The 15,358-nt window shown below is 55.5% G+C and carries 12 protein-coding genes; 5 read left to right on the forward strand and 7 right to left on the reverse strand.

The features are described from left to right. Window positions 1-775 (reverse strand): IS5 family transposase gene (locus OEU85_RS04735; protein WP_262689381.1). Its coding sequence is split into 2 segments (ribosomal slippage), with 776 coding nucleotides annotated over them: window positions 1-460 and window positions 460-775; the frame shifts between segments, so codons are not numbered across the junction. This gene is flagged as partial in the annotation. Window positions 776-860: 85 nt separating this feature from the next. On the opposite strand from OEU85_RS04735, the gene OEU85_RS04740 reads away from it, so the two are divergent. Beyond that, the gene (locus OEU85_RS04740; protein ID WP_262690301.1) at window positions 861-1,397 is read left to right on the forward strand and encodes a tetratricopeptide repeat protein; all 537 of its coding nucleotides are present in this window, start codon (window positions 861-863) and stop codon (window positions 1,395-1,397) included. A 4-nt stretch (window positions 1,398-1,401) separates the two neighbouring features. Here OEU85_RS04740 and OEU85_RS04745 read toward each other — a convergent pair whose 3' ends face one another. After that, the gene (locus OEU85_RS04745) at window positions 1,402-2,157 is read right to left on the reverse strand and encodes a substrate-binding periplasmic protein (RefSeq protein WP_262690302.1); all 756 of its coding nucleotides are present in this window, start codon (window positions 2,155-2,157) and stop codon (window positions 1,402-1,404) included. A gap of 199 nt (window positions 2,158-2,356) precedes the next feature. After that, window positions 2,357-3,220 carry a LysR substrate-binding domain-containing protein gene (locus OEU85_RS04750; protein WP_262690303.1) on the reverse strand — a complete coding sequence of 288 codons (864 nt, stop codon included), beginning with the start codon at window positions 3,218-3,220 and terminating at the stop codon, window positions 2,357-2,359. Window positions 3,221-3,337: 117 nt separating this feature from the next. Here OEU85_RS04750 and OEU85_RS04755 point away from each other — a divergent pair, with 117 nt between their 5' ends. Then, window positions 3,338-4,513, forward strand: a complete 1,176-nt coding sequence (locus OEU85_RS04755; protein ID WP_262690304.1) for an acyl-CoA dehydrogenase — start codon at window positions 3,338-3,340, stop codon at window positions 4,511-4,513. 13 nt (window positions 4,514-4,526) lie between these two features. Further along, window positions 4,527-5,744 (forward strand): CaiB/BaiF CoA transferase family protein, encoded by a 1,218-nt coding sequence (locus OEU85_RS04760; RefSeq protein ID WP_262690305.1) that lies wholly within the window; start codon window positions 4,527-4,529, stop codon window positions 5,742-5,744. 51 nt (window positions 5,745-5,795) lie between these two features. On the opposite strand, the gene OEU85_RS04765 is transcribed toward OEU85_RS04760, so the two are convergent. From OEU85_RS04765 to OEU85_RS04775, 3 genes are all read right to left on the reverse strand, one after another. After that, window positions 5,796-6,842, reverse strand: a complete 1,047-nt coding sequence (locus OEU85_RS04765; RefSeq protein WP_262690306.1) for a calcium-binding protein — start codon at window positions 6,840-6,842, stop codon at window positions 5,796-5,798. Between the two features lie 310 nt (window positions 6,843-7,152). Then, the gene (locus OEU85_RS04770; RefSeq protein WP_262690307.1) at window positions 7,153-8,610 is read right to left on the reverse strand and encodes a calcium-binding protein; all 1,458 of its coding nucleotides are present in this window, start codon (window positions 8,608-8,610) and stop codon (window positions 7,153-7,155) included. 278 nt (window positions 8,611-8,888) lie between these two features. Next, complete coding sequence (locus tag OEU85_RS04775; protein ID WP_262690308.1) at window positions 8,889-9,653, reverse strand: potassium channel family protein; 765 nt, start codon at window positions 9,651-9,653, stop codon at window positions 8,889-8,891. Between the two features lie 105 nt (window positions 9,654-9,758). On the opposite strand from OEU85_RS04775, the gene OEU85_RS04780 reads away from it, so the two are divergent. Then, complete coding sequence (locus OEU85_RS04780) at window positions 9,759-10,304, forward strand: PAS domain-containing protein (protein ID WP_262690309.1); 546 nt, start codon at window positions 9,759-9,761, stop codon at window positions 10,302-10,304. Window positions 10,305-10,399: 95 nt separating this feature from the next. Continuing rightward, a complete protein-coding gene (gene ggt / locus OEU85_RS04785; RefSeq protein WP_262690310.1) occupies window positions 10,400-12,148 on the forward strand; it encodes a gamma-glutamyltransferase in 1,749 nt (582 codons plus the stop codon). An 80-nt stretch (window positions 12,149-12,228) separates the two neighbouring features. On the opposite strand, the gene OEU85_RS04790 is transcribed toward ggt, so the two are convergent. Next, window positions 12,229-15,354: an efflux RND transporter permease subunit gene (locus tag OEU85_RS04790; protein ID WP_262690311.1), complete on the reverse strand. Its 3,126-nt coding sequence runs from the start codon at window positions 15,352-15,354 to the stop codon at window positions 12,229-12,231. Window positions 15,355-15,358 lie beyond the last annotated feature (4 nt).

Consider the following 15,358-nt stretch of genomic DNA (forward strand, 5'->3'; position numbering starts at 1 on the left):
TAGGTCGTAGACTCATAATTTTTCAACCAGATACAGACTGAAGCCAGTTTTACAGCGGCGAGGAAATTCTCCGGGTTTTTGTCATAGCGCGTTGCAATGCCCCGATAGTGCTTGAGCTTATTGAAGAAACGCTCGACGAGATTACGGTGTCGGTACAGCCATTTACTGAAGGTAAAGGACTGCTTGCGGTTGGCTTTTGGCGGAATATTGGCCCAAGCTCTGCGCGCTGTGGTGAAGGCACGAAGCGCGTCGGTATCATAGGCTTTGTCAGCGAGCAAGATCGCTTCCTCCTTGATGTCCTCAATCAGATCAAGGGCCGGTTTGCTGTCGTGGGTCTGTCCAGCAGTCAGCGAAAGCCTGATCGGCAGACCATCCGCATCGACGAGGGCGTGGATTTTGGTGGTCAGTCCACCCCGGGAACGGCCCATGCAGCCATCGTCCTGATCCCCCTTTTTGCCGTGGCCCCTTGTTGATGCACACGGACACAGCTGCTGTCGATCATAATGATGTCACCGTCATGGGCTTTGCTCACCGCCTCGAACAGTCGGTCCCACACCCCGGCCTTGCGCCAGCGGACAAACCGGTTGTAGCAGGTGGTGTAGGGACCATATCTTTCGGGAATGTCTGCCCACGGCGTTCCCGCCCGAAAGCGCCACAAGATGCCGTTGATCACCCGGCGGTCATCCACCCTAGGCACCCCGCGCGGCTTGTTCGGCAGCAAAGGCTCTATGATCGACCATTCATAATCTGTCAGTTCATACCGGCGGCGGCGCATCAAAACCTCCTCAATGATTTGAGAAGCGTTGAATCATATCTTCGCCTGTTTGGGAATCCCTTTTATGAGTTTACGGCCTAGTGAGATGGGCGATAGTTTGGTATCCTGCCCGTCCGATTGGGGGAGGATTTCCATGCCCGGACCGATGTTGCCGTTGCGCGTGATTATTGTGCTGATGTTCTGTTTGTTTGTGACGGGGTGCACAAGCACTGGCAGCATTTTTTGCGACAGCGAGCATCCAGAGCCGAAAATTGCGAATTTGATGAAGGAAAGCTGCGCGGGCAACCGTCTTGCCGCGTTGCAGCTTGGCCTTTGGTTTGAGGGCCATGAGCAATACCCCGAGGCCGCCCATTACTTTGAGATCGCTTCCACGCCGTCAAGTGGCAGAAACTACCTATATGTACCACCTGCTGGTGACGTGCCGGGTTTCACTATGCCTGTAGACAGCGGTATGCACCAAGATGGTTTGGCCGAAGCTCAGTTCAGGCTGGGGCTTCTATATTTGCACGGCCAAGGTGTTGGGCAAAATGCCAAGAAGGCGGGAAAATATTTCAAGCTGGCGGCGGAGCAGGGGCATAGCGGCGCTGTAAAAGCACTGTCGCAGATCCCGAAAGCGCGTTAGCCTTTTATTGCTTGGGTCTGCAGCTGAAAAGCAATTCGCAGGCGATCGGTTCGTTGAAGAACGACTGCTTGATTTTATCAATTTCACCGGACAGGCGCATTTCCTCCAGCACGGTGCGCAGCTTTTCGACAACGGGTAGCGGCACGTCAGGCGAGGCGACCAGATATTGCTGCGGTGTGGTCCAACGCTGCACCGTATACAGATCACCAACCATGCCGCCCGTGCGCTGATACGCCCAGTTTGCGGGCAGTCCCCGCTGCATCCATAAGGTCACCCGACCTGCGTGCAAAAGCCTGGCGCCAACATCTTCATCTTCAACCAGAGTAATCGCCCTGAAACCCAGTTGGCGGGCGTTGAACTCGGCCGGGGATTCCATGCGTGCGGCAATGGGGAACTCGAGAAGATTATTTACAGGCAGGTTCGCCAGGGCAAGGTTGGTCGTGACAAGCTGCAGGTATGAAATGTTAACCGGGGCGACCCACTGGTAAAATGGCTCACGCTCGTCAAGGCGTGTCAGCGGGGCCATGAAGGCATAACCGCCTTGTTGGACAGCGGCTTGTTCCCGCTTCCAGGGGGCGAAAACAACTTGGTACCTTACTCCTGCGCGTTGGAAGGCGGTTTCAATAATTTCGACGATGAAACCGTTTTGAGTTTCGCTGTCCCCCCATGGTGCGATGTCAGGATGGAAAAGGCGAAAGCTGCGTGCATCCTCGCCTTCGGCAATCGCGCCATTGCTTGTGACGATGCCGAAGATAATCATGACGGCAGCAAGAATATATCGTCCACAACGCGAAATGGCTGTACCTCTTTGTCATTGTGCCGTGGCGCTTCATCCTGCGGGGTTCCGGCGCGGAACGTTGGATGCGGCTCGGTGGGACCTTCCCTTGCACAAAACTATAATATTTTCTGGCGCGATGCACGTGGAAGCTGAACCAGAGTCCGCGAAGGTGCATAATACATCAGCTGACCTGAAGCAACCAATCCCGGAAATTCTGCACTTTTTTCATGACCGCGCGGGCCTCGGCGTAGACGAGATAATAAGCGTTTGTGCTTTTGATGGCCTGCCCAAAGGGGGCGATCAGGCGACCGGCCGCCAGGTCGTTCGCGACATACATGAGCGGCAGCACTGCAACGCCAAGGCCAGAACGTACGGCTTCGATCATCATGGTGAAATTCTCAAACTGTGTGCCGCTGCGTGCCGGGTCGGTGTTGCGGCCCAACCATTCACCCCATGCCTGCGGGCGGGTTCTCATTTGCAGGCGTTCATAATCACCGATGTCTATCTGTTCCTTGCCCTTGAGCAACGCGGGGGAGATAACGGCGATAATCTCCTCATCCACAATCTTGTGAGCTTTGAACCCAGGCCAGGCGCCTGCGCCATATTGTACGGCAACATCCGTATTGGCGACGTGAAAGTCCTCCGGCGTCAGGCCGGTGACAATGTTAAGCTGAATATCCGGGTGGTCTTGCGTGAAGCCGCCAAGCCGGGGGATCAACCAGCGTGAGCCAAAAGTTGGTAACAGGCCCAGCGTCAACACGCGATCGTCGGCGCCCCATGTCATCAATCGCAACGTTTCGCTTTCGATCTGGGCCAGAAGGGGGCCGATGGCTATATCATACTGACGCGCGGCATCAGTAGGCAGCAGACGCTTGCGCTCACGTCGGAACAGGGGCTGTCGCACATAACCTTCTAGGTTCTTGATCTGCCGACTGACAGCGCTTTGGGTCAGATTCAGGCTTTCGGCGGCACGGGTGACATGGCCGGTTTTCATCACGGCTTCGAAACACTCAAGGGCAATCAGGCTTGGTAATTTACGTTTCATGGCACCAGTTCATGACTTTTTGTAATGATTTAAGTCCGAAATGTTACTTTATGCTGCGCCATATTGCTATATACATGCAACAAAATCATTTAAACCGAATGAGCCAAGGGAAGTTTCATGTCGAAGCCGCAATTCAATTGGGAAGATCCGCTGTTCCTTGATGATCAGCTGACGGAAGAAGAACGCATGGTGCGTGACAGCGCGCGGGACTATTGCCAGTCCAAGCTGATGCCGCGCATCCTTGAGGCCAACCGCCATGAAAAATTCGACCGCGAGATCATGACGGAGCTTGGCGAGATGGGCCTTCTGGGCGCGACCTTGCCCGAAGAATTTGGCGGTGCGAATGTCAGTCATGTGGCTTATGGCCTGATCGCGCGGGAAGTGGAACGTGTGGACAGCGGCTATCGCTCCGCCATGTCGGTGCAAAGCTCGCTCGTGATGTATCCGATTTTTGCCTATGGCACTGACGAGCAGCGAAAAAAATACCTGCCTAAACTGGCGTCGGGTGAGATGGTTGGCTGTTTTGGTCTTACCGAGCCTGACCATGGCTCCGACCCGGGCGGCATGCGTACGCGTGCCGAGAAGGTGGACGGCGGTTATAAGCTGAGCGGCACCAAGATGTGGATCACCAACAGCCCGATCGCCGACGTGGCGGTTGTGTGGGCCAAGCTTGACGGCAAGATCCGCGGTTTCATCGTGGAGCGCGGCACCGAAGGTTTCTCCACCCCAAAGATCGAAGGCAAGATGAGCCTGCGCGCCTCCATCACCGGTGAGATCGTGCTTGATGGGGCCGTGGTGCCGGAAGAAAATCTGCTGCCAAACGCATCCGGCCTTGGCGGGCCGTTTGGTTGCCTGAATAAAGCGCGCTTTGGTATTGCATGGGGCGCGCTGGGCGCAGCTGAGTTCTGCTGGCACGCGGCGCGGCAATATACGCTTGACCGTAAGCAGTTTGGCCGTCCGCTGGCACAGAACCAACTGGTACAGAAGAAGCTCGCCGACATGCTGACGGAAATCACCCTTGGTTTGCAAGCCTGCCTGCGGGTTGGCCGCCTGCTCGATGAAGGCCGTTCGGCGCCCGAGAATATTTCTCTCATCAAACGCAACAGCTGCGGCAAGGCGCTTGATATCGCGCGCATGGCCCGAGATATGCACGGCGGCAATGGCATCTCTGATGAGTTCCATGTCATCCGTCATATGGTGAACCTTGAAACGGTGAATACCTATGAGGGCACCTATGACATCCACACCCTGATCCTTGGCCGCGCGCAGACCGGCCTTCAGGCCTTCATGTAAGGCCTGGTGATTTATGGCAGGCCCCTTAAGCGGTATCCGCGTTCTTGATCTAAGCCGTGTTCTCGCGGGTCCATGGGCCTCGCAGTGCCTGGCGGACCTTGGCGCGGAGGTGATCAAGGTTGAGAACCCGAACGGTGGCGATGATACCCGCACCTGGGGCCCGCCATTTTTTGATGAAGGTGAGGCTCCGCTCTCTGCCTATTTCATGTGCGCCAACCGGGGGAAGCACTCTGTCACCATAGATATTGCCAAGCCGGAAGGGCAGGCGCTGGTAAAGCGGCTGGCGGCTGAAAGCGATATTGTGATCGAAAACTTCAAGGTTGGTGGCCTGAAAAAATATGGCCTTGATTACACCAGCCTCGCCGAAATTAACCCCGGCCTGATCTACTGTTCCATCACCGGCTTTGGCCAGACAGGGCCTTATGCCAACCGTCCGGGCTATGACCTGCTAATTCAGGCACTTGGCGGGCTGATGAGTATCACCGGTGAGGCAGATGAGCTGCCGGGCGGTGGCCCGCAGCGCGCGGGTGTTGCCGTGACAGACCTGTTTACCGGCCTTTATAGCACTGTGGCCATCATGGGCGCGCTCTATCACCGTGAAAAGGCAGGCGAGGGCCAGCATATCGATATGGCGCTTCTGGATACGCAGGCCGCGATGCTTGCCAATCAGGGGTCGTATTTCCTTGTGTCAGGTAATGCACCAAAAAGGCAGGGTAATTCCCATCCCACTATCGTGCCGTACCAGAGCTTTGCCACCAAGGATGGCCACATGATTTTGGCTGTCGGTAATGACGGCCAGTTTGCTCGTTTTTGCGCGGCGGCGGGTATGCCGGCACTGGCAGAAGACGATCGCTTCCGTACCAATCCGTCCCGCGTGGCACACCGCGACGTTCTGGTGCCGATTGTCGCTGGTATCATTGCCGGGCGCACAACGGATGAGTGGGGTGATGTGCTGGAAGCCGCAAATGTGCCCGGCGGCCCGATCAACACCATTGACCGGGTGTTTGCCAATGAGCAGGTGAAGGCGCGGGGAATCGAACTGGCGCTGAAAGCCAAAGACGGCACGCTGATGCCGTCGGTGGCCAACCCGATCCGTTATTCGAAGTCAGGTATTGAATATGGCAAGGCACCGCCGATGCTGGGCGAGGACACGGACGCTGTGTTGAGCGACGTTTTGGGCCTGAGCCAGCAAGAGCTTGCGCTGGCGCGCACCGGTAAGGTTTTGGGGTAGGTAAAAGGGCCCCGCAGGGCCCTTTCCGTCTGAATTATTCACCGCAGCTTATTACAAAGTGACGTCCACGGACTGCATGGCCGTCAGGTCCAGACCAGCCATGAAAACGCTGGAGCCATCACCGGTGTCGATCATGACACCGGCTTCACCGTCCACGGTTGTTTCCGTGCTGGCGGATATAACATCCCCAAGATTGTCGAAAGCGGCAGCCACGTTGGCAAGGAAGATTGTATCTTCGCTTGCATCAAAGTCGGCGATCACATCCACACCGTGGTTTCCGGCGAAATAGAAGGTGTCCGCGCCTGCGCCACCAGTGAGTTGATCATCACCCAGACCACCATAAATGTGATCGTCTCCTTCTGCTCCGGCGATGATATCTGCGCCGGAACCGCCAAATAGCGCATCATCGCCGCTGCCGCCATCAAGGCTATCAGCGCCAGAGCCTGCAAAGACACCATCATTCCCTGCTCCGCCCATAAGGGTGTCGGCGCCATCGCCAAGACCGCCAAACAGAAGGTCGTTACCGTCTGCTGCTATCACTACATCAGTGCCCACGCCACCCCCAAGGGCATCATTGCCGTCTGCGCCATAAACGATGTCAGAGCCTGTCCCAGCCCAGATGATATTACCCGCGTTGCCTCCGACTGTGGCTTCGCCATCATCGAATGAGCCATTGGCGTTGGCGTCTGTCCAGCCGCCGGCAACCAAGGTGTCATCACCCGCGCCGCCAAACAGCAGGTCAGCGCCCACGTTGCCGGAGGTACCAAACTCATCGCCGACAACCAGGTCGCTCCCTGCACCACCACCGATGATATCGTCACCGGCTCCACCTGAAAACAGGTCGTCATCGTTATCCGTCAAGCCAGCAAAAATAGCGTCATTTCCGGCGTCGCCGCTGATGGTGTCTTTCCCTTGGCCGCCGTTCATGAAGTCATTTCCGCTATCGCCAGAAATCGAGTCGTCGCCATACCCGCCAAAGATGGTGTCGTTTCCATCAAGGCCGGCAGAGATATCCGCCCCTGCATAAGCTGTAATGCGGTCATGACCGTCTGTGCCAATCAGTGTTTCAGCATTGGCTGTACCATTGATAATACTCATCGAACTTCTCCCTTTGAGAGTAAAGCCTGTAGGTTGGTGTTATCCGTCGTCGGAAGATGAATAGTTTAATTCAGGTGAGATTTCTGTTGGCTTCTTGAGCAGCGCTATAAGCGGATCGTAAGAAGAAAAAGGGCGTGCGGGGGCTAAAAAAAGGCAGTCCGGTTATGCCCTTGGGGGAGCAGCAGAAAAATGCTGCGTGTCGACATGGTATTTATGAGTATTTTACATTGTGGAGCGGAGAAACTAGGCGTAACCAGCGGAAAAAAAAAGGGCCCCGGAGGGCCCTTTCGGAATGATTATATCGAACCGGTTAAAGGGTGACGTCCACGTCACTCATTGTCGCCATCGTGAGGCCAGCCATGAAGATGCTGGAGCCATCACCGGTGTCGATCATAACACCTGATGTGCCATCAACCGTCTCTGCAGTGCTTGCATTGATAACATCGTCCATGGACTGGAAGTTCGCGGTAGCGTTCGCGAGGAACAAGGTATCCGAATCCACGTCAAAGTCGGTGATTTCGTCATCACCGTGCGCACCAGCGAAGAAGAAGGTGTCTGAACCGGCACCGCCGCTCAGTTCATCGTCTCCGGTACCACCGTAAAGATAGTCGTCACCGCTGCCACCAGCGACAACGTCGGTTTCGTCACCGCCATAAAGCGTATCGTTACCGTCATCGCCCTGGATATTGTCATCGCCGTCACCACCAAAGACAAGGTCAGCACCGGCACCACCATAAAGGCTGTCGTCGGAGTCAGTGGTACCAGCGTAGAGAATATCGTTACCAGCGTGCCCGAAAATGCGGTCTTCATCGTCGCCACCGCCAATGATGTCTGCACCGGCAGCACCATAGACTGAGTCAGCGCCAGAACCCGCCCAGACGGTGTTTGAGGCAGTACCGTTCACCACGGCCTCGCCTTCGTCAAACTCACCATCAGCATCGGCATCAAGCCAGCTGTCTACCACGATGGCGTCTTCGCCTGCGCCGCCATAAATAACGTCGGAACCAACATCGCCGGTTACCTCGGTCTGCATGTTGTCGCCAATGACAAAGTCATCGCCACCACCTGCGCCAAGGGTATCGTCGCCCGATCCGCCGACAATCATGTCGTCTTCATCGTCGCCTTGGCCAGCAAAGAATGTGTCGTTGCCAAAACCGGCTTGCACAGTGTCTTCGCCTTCGCCACCGGTAATATAGTCGTTACCGCTTTCACCGACGAGATAGTCTGCACCTGCGTTACCGTAAATGCTGTCATGGCCACTCAGACCACTGAGGGTGTCGTCTTCCGACGTGCCATTCAGCGTCAGGTTGCCCACGCTTGGGGTGGTCAGGTCAATGCTGCCGGATACTTCTGCCCATGTCGCATTTTCAACCGTCAGCGAACTACCATCAGGCAGATCAATGTTAAGATCGGTATCTGACTGCGCTGACGCAGACAATACTGCGCTCAATGAGCCAAACCCCAAACCCGACAGGTCAATAAGGTCACCCTCTGTGGCGTCGAAATCCAGAATAACGTTTGTGCTGTTTGCACCAACAAAGAAGGTGTCAGCGCCAACGCCGCCTGTCAGTTCGTTTGAGCCGCTGCCACCAACAATGACATCGGCGCCTGCGCCGCCCTCAAGGGAGTCGTCGCCGTCGCCGCCATAGAGCGAATCATCGCCAGAAGCGCCCAGAAGGGCGTCTGCACCGCCATAAGCATAAATTTCGTCGTCGGAAGTGGTGCCTGCCAGCACATCACCCATCAGTGTACCATGAACTGTACTCATCTCATATCTCCCTTAGTCAAGTCGCGGGGAATTCCGCCCAATCGTCCAATCGTCGTTTTGGCCGTCGTGGGATAAGGCTTACGGCAACTTGCGTGAAGTTTCCGTTGGTATGAGGGCGGCTCAGATCAAAAGCTGATCAAGGACCGGCATGCAACTGCCGATCCTCTATATTCCTTTGATAATGGGGGCGGGGAAAAATACTTGTTATTCAATGGCCTGGCATCCGGGACCGGAGGTAGGGCATTTTTATTATATTTTTAGATTCCGGGTTTGGCCGGTTATGTCCAATCGCCTTCCGTCGGGATGTTCAGTACCACGCCACAGTGTTTACAGTGCACAGCGTCGGGGTCATGACGACTGAGGCCACAGCTGTCGCACTCATGCTGTACCTTGGTCGGGCGGAAGATGGTCTGCACAAGCCGTAAAAACAGCGCGACACCAAACACCATGATGACAACAGCGACCATGCGGCCAAGGGTGTCGTCCATGGTGATGTCGCCAAAGCCGGTGGTTGTCAGTGTGGCAACGGTGAAATAGAGCGCATCAAGATAATTGCCGATGTCGTCGTTGCGGCCTGATTCAAGCACATAAACAATGGCTGTGACCACAAAGATAAAGATCACCAGGTTTACCGATGACTGGATGATTTGCTCGTTCGCCTTGAACCATGAAAACTCGCGCCTCAGTGCATTGAGCATATGATAGGATCTGAGAAGGCGCAGCATACGCACGACCCGAAGGAAGCCAAGGTTATCGAGGAATATCGGTGCGAGAAGCGAAAAGATGACGACAAGGTCGGCCAGGGTGTCGAATTTGAATATAAAGCGCAGCCTTGATTTTGTGATCAACAGGCGCGCCTGAAATTCAAGGAGAAGCACCAGCGCAATGACAACATCTGCCACGCGTACAAGGGGCCCGGACTCCAGCATGGAAGAGAAGATGAAAAACGCAATGGTGATCAGGTCAAAGACAAGAAGGCCAAGGCGAAAACGGTGAGCTTTGTCGCTGTCGCCAAAATATAGAGCCCTGATCTTTTCTTTCACGCTATGTCCTTCCTTTGCGGTTGCCTGTAGGATCAGGCCATTTTGTTAGCGTTAAGTTAACGCCTGACCCCGCATAGTTGCAAAGCACTATATTGGGTGGTTGCCATGTTGGCTTGTTTTGAGCCGTTTATCACATATTGGCAAGGGCTGCGTTCAGGTGCCCTGTTGCCCTCCCGGGAGGATTTTCACCCCTCGGAGGTGCGTGACTTTATGGGGCGCATTGTTATTGTCGAGCGTCTCAGCCGGTCCCACTTTCTTTCGCGTCTTGTTGGAACAGAAATTGTTACCCGACTTGGCCACGAGCACACGGGCAAAGATTTTCTGAACCTTTTGCAAACGCCGGAGAGCCGAGAAAACCAGCTTGCCTTCTATAACGCGATGCTGGACCAGCCGTTCGGTTCGTGCGGGGAACGAGACATCGTCACCAACAAGGGGACTTATCACGCGAAGGTGCTGGTCTTGCCCATTCGTCATGCCGCCAGCCACGCGGGTGAGTTTTTTGCCGTTTTTGAGTTTGATCAATCTCTCTTTCTATTGTCGGGCATTCAATTTGAGCACTTTGGCGCGCTGCGACACCATACCATATTGGATCTGGGTGCTGGCGTACCCGACGCGTACGCGTGTTTGCCTTCAGAGACATTGCCAGCTTAAAGTTCGGTCAGGGCTGGACGCAGCGTAAACTCTCATTATGATGACGGCGTTCGTCTAAAGCAAATATAGACAGTTGAAAAACAAGGGAGCTAAGCATGCAAGTGCTGCGTAAAGTCGCCATGGTTATGGTGGCCTTCTTGGCCTTTACCCATGTAGCAGTGGCCGAGAACAAAGACCCCATCATAATTTATGATACCCAGTTCCACCCCACACTTGCCAAAAATGGCATGGTGGTCAGCCAGGAATATTATGCCAGTGAGGCAGGACTTGAGATTCTGCGTGCCGGCGGTAACGCTGTGGATGCGGCAGTTGCCACCGGTTTTGCGCTTGCGGTGACGCACCCGCAGGCAGGCAATCTTGGCGGCGGTGGTTTCATGATGGTGTATCTGAAGAGCGAGGACCGGGTCATCGCGCTTGATTACCGTGAAATGGCACCCGCGCGGGCGCACAAGGACATGTTCCTTGACGAAGCGGGTAATGTTGACAACAACCGCTCCCGTTTCAGTCTTAAAGCCAGTGGTGTGCCGGGCACTGTGATGGGGCTCACGACCGCACTGGCGACATATGGCTCCATGTCGCTCAAGGACGTGATGGCGCCGGCCATTCGTCTTGCAGGTGAAGGTTTCCCCATGACATGGTCGCTGTATGACAGCCTCGGCCGCTATGAGAAGCGCCTGAAGGCTGACCCGGTCAGTGGTGCCAACTATTTCAAGGCTGATGGTAGCCGCTATGAGCCGGGAGAGACGTTCAAACAACCTGATCTTGCGCATACGCTTTCCCTGATCGCGGACAAAGGCTCCGCAGGTTTTTACGAAGGCCCGGTAGCTGACAAGCTGGTCGCGGCGATGACGGCCGGTGGCGGCATCATCGACCATGAAGACCTGAAGAACTACAAGGCTGTCGAGCGGCAGCCCATCACAGGCACCTACCGTGGCTACAAGGTGGCAACCATGCCGCCGCCCTCCTCGGGAGGGGTACACGTTGTTGAGATGCTCAATGTGCTTGAGGGTTGGGACCTCAAGTCGCTTGGCCATAACAGCGCGGCATACATTCACCGACTGACCGAGACGATGAAATATGCCTACGCGGACCGATCCAAATATCTGGGTGACCCGGATTTTTACCCGGTGCCGGTGAAAGCGCTGACAAGCAAGGATTATGCGGCAGCGATCAGGGCCAAGATAAACCTTGAAAGCGCTACGCCGTCGACCGAGATTGGCCCTGCTCCAGACCTCGACCGCGAAAGCCACGACACCACTCATTTTTCGGTGGCGGATAATCAGGGCAATATGGTTGCCAGCACTTATACGCTGAACTTTACCTATGGCAACGGCAAGTCGGTTGAAGGGGCAGGGTTCCTGTTGAATAACGAGATGGATGATTTCTCTGCCAAGCCGGGCGTGCCAAATGCGTTTGGCCTTCTGGGCGGAGAAGCCAATGCGATCGAGCCAGGTAAACGGCCGTTGAGTTCCATGACGCCGACATTGTTGTTCAAAAATGGCGAGCCTTACATGGCAACCGGCAGCCCCGGTGGGTCGACAATTATCACGGTGGTATTGCAGGCTGTGCTCAACGTCATGGAGTTTGATATGAATGTTCAGGCCGCGATCACGGTTCCCCGTATTCACCACCAGTGGTTCCCGGACCGGCTGTTTATGGAGCCCGGTCATTCCGTCGATACACGCCGTATTCTTGGCAAGATGGGCCACAATGTCAAAACCGACCCGAGGGAAGCCTTTGATAGCGTCCTTGGGTCCGCACAGTCTGTTGTGCGGGGTGAGAACGGCCTTTTGATGGGGGCGGCTGATCCACGCCGTCCGGGGTCACACGCGGCAGGCTACTAAGCCCGGCTTTGCTGCGTTAGTAAAAGAAAAGACCACCAGCTGTGCTGGTGGCCTTTTTTATTGACATGTTTCGGCATGGCTTATTCAGCCGGTGCCTTCTCACCACGGGGGCCAAAGCCGAGAAGCCTTTTAACCCGGTTTTTACCGCCAGCAGCCGCGCGGCCCAGATCATCCCCGATTGAGTAAAGAGCAGGGACCATCAAGAGCGTTACGAAGAAGGCGATCAGGACACCAGATGCCAGCGCAACCACAATGGGCTGCAGGAAGGCCGCCTGGATCGACCGTTCCATCATCATTGGCACAAGACCGACGAAGGTGGTAACGGACGTCAGCAGGATCGGGCGGAAACGTGCAACGCCCGCTTCCACAATCGCCTCGACTGGCGCCATGCCACGTTCGCGCAGCTTGTTGCAGTAATCGACAAGCACCAGGTTGTCGTTCACCACCACACCAGCGGCTGCGGCCACACCAAAGTAACTGAAAATGGCCATGGTCATATCAACTGCGAAGTGACCAAAGATGGCACCCACAAAGGCATAAGGCATAGCTACCATGATTGCGATCGGCTGCCAGTAACTACGGAAGGCAATCGCCAGCATCATGTACATGACAAAGAGCGCCATGCCGTACAGCTTCATGACTTCCGCGATGAAACGTGCTTCACCTTCGGCTTGGCCAATCGCGCCGCGGATGATACCCGGGTACTTTTTCTCCCATTGGGGGAAAAAGTTTGCATTCAGGTCTTCCATCACCTGACCGCGGATATTTTCCTTCATGTCCGCGCTGACGCGAGCCGCGCGATTACCGTTCCAGCGCTGGATACGCTTGATGCCTGGGGCATATTCAAGCTCTGCCACCGCCATCAGCGGGACTTCTGTATTGTCGGCTGTACGAACACGGAAGTCTTTGAGGCTTTCGATCGACCGGCGGCTTTCACGCGGGTAGCGAACCATGACTTTTACGTCCTGGCCTTCACGCGGGATACGCTGCACTTCTTCACCATAATAAGCCTGACGGACCTGCCGGGATACGTCAGCGAGTGTAAGGCCCAGTTTCTCCGTGCCCGGCTTCAGGGTGATGCGGATCTCTTCCGACGCCCCCTCAAGGTTGTTGCGAACATCATAGAGCGCTTCATAGGTGCGCAGTTGGTCTTCCAGTTCACCGACAGCTTCACGCAGCAGGTTGAGGTCCGGATGACGGACCGACAGCTCAAAGCCCGCGTCATTATCGTTCGTGGTATAGCGAACCGAGACTTCCTTCGCGTCAGGAATGTCACCGATCAGCTCCCGCAGGCGGATGGACGCATCCTTGGCCGACATGTCACGCAACTCAGGTGGTGCAAGCTTGACGATCGCCAGTACACTGTCCCTGCGGGACCGGGTATACCAGTTTTCAATCAACTTGCCTTCGCCGCCTGTGCGCTCATTCACTTCGTCAACAAGGGCAAGTTCGCCTTCCTGCAATTGGGCAAGAATGTCGAGAGCCCGATTGTAGGATGCCCCTTCAGGCAGGACCACGTTGACGGTGATTTCATCGGACTCGATCTCCGGCATGAAGCTCTTTTTCACGTAGCCGGTGCTAAAGAGGCCAAAGCCAAAAATCAGAATAGCAATGAAAGCGCTGAAGGTAATGTAGCGGTATCTCACCGCTGCTTGTGCAATGCCGCGATACCGGCGCTGGGCAAAGTTGGTGATGCCGTCTGCGATTTTTTTCTGCAAGCGACCAAACCGGCCCAGCTTTTCACGTGGTTTGAGGTGCGACAGGTGTGCGGGCAGGATCATCAGGGATTCTACAAGCGAGAAGACCAGCGCCATGATTACCACCCAGGTGATGTGGCGGGTAAACTCGGACGTGGAACCATCGATGAAGATCCATGGCAGGAAGGCGATAATCGTGGTCAGGACCGCGAATATCACCGGTTTAGCTACCAGTTGAGTACCAAAGACGGCCGCGGTAATACCGCCGCCTGTGCGTTGGCTTTCGGTGTGGATACTTTCGCCCACCACAATGGCGTCATCCACCACGATCCCCAGTACGAGCAGGAAAGCGAAGGTAGACAGCATGTTGATGGAGATACCAAGGCCCGGCAGCAGGATAAACGCCCCGGCGTATGCCGTGGCAATGCCCATCGCAACCCAGAAGGCTACCTTGGGGCGAAGCGTCAGCATCAGCACGATGACAACAAGGATAAGCCCCATGAAGGCAGATCCGCCAATGGTGCTCATCCGGCTTTGGAAGGCCTCGTTGTTATCGGTCCATAGCGTCAGTTTGGCTCCCTGTGGCAAACTCTCCTGACGGTCGGTGATCCATTTATTGATGGACTCCGACGCCTTGACGATATCCATGCGTTCGGTTGTCATCACCTGCAGAAGGACGGCAGGCTCACCGTTCAAGGTTGCGAGGATTTCATTGTCCTCGAACCCGTCAACCACGTTGGCAACATCGCCCACGCGAATGGTGGCACCACCTTCGGTCTGACGTACGATGATATTGTTAAAGTCCTGCTCGGTATCCGCCATATTGCGCGCAGTAATCTGGTATTCCCCAGCTTCTGTACGGACAGATCCACTCGAGGTATTGAGCGAGTTGGTACGGATCACCGCGGCAACATCGGCAAAGCTCAGGTTATAGCGGCGCAGGGACTCTTCCGATACCTCGATCGAGACTTCCTCACGGCGCACGCCAAAGAGTTCGACGATTGACACGGCAGGTAGTTGCGCTGCTTCGCGCCGCAGCTTTTCTGCCAAACGCTTAAGCTCACGCTCGCCCAGGTCACCGTGTACAGCCACTCGGATAAACTCGTCCCGGTTTACCCACTGGGAAACCCGCGGCGGCTCGATATCGCGTGGCATGCTGGAGATGGAATCAACGCGGATTTTCACGTCATTCATGAACTGGGTGAAGTCGACGCTTTGTTCGGCAAGGATGTAAACTTCCCCGAAGCCCTCGGCAGAGGTCGAACGCACCCATTCGATATTGTCGAGGTCACGCACGGATTCTTCAATCCGGGCGACAACCTGTTCTTCTACTTCCTGTGGGCCAGCGCCCGGCCAGCTAACGGAAATCTCAAGGCCGGGGAAACGGATCTGTGGGTCCATCTCCCGTTCCATTGAGGAGAATCCTGCGATGCCGGCCAAAAAGATACCGACCATCAACAGGTTGGCAGCAACCGCGTTGCGTGCCCACCATTCAATAAGCTTATTCATGGTT

Source organism: Kordiimonas aestuarii (assembly GCF_025574465.1).
Classification (GTDB): domain Bacteria; phylum Pseudomonadota; class Alphaproteobacteria; order Sphingomonadales; family Kordiimonadaceae; genus Kordiimonas; species Kordiimonas aestuarii.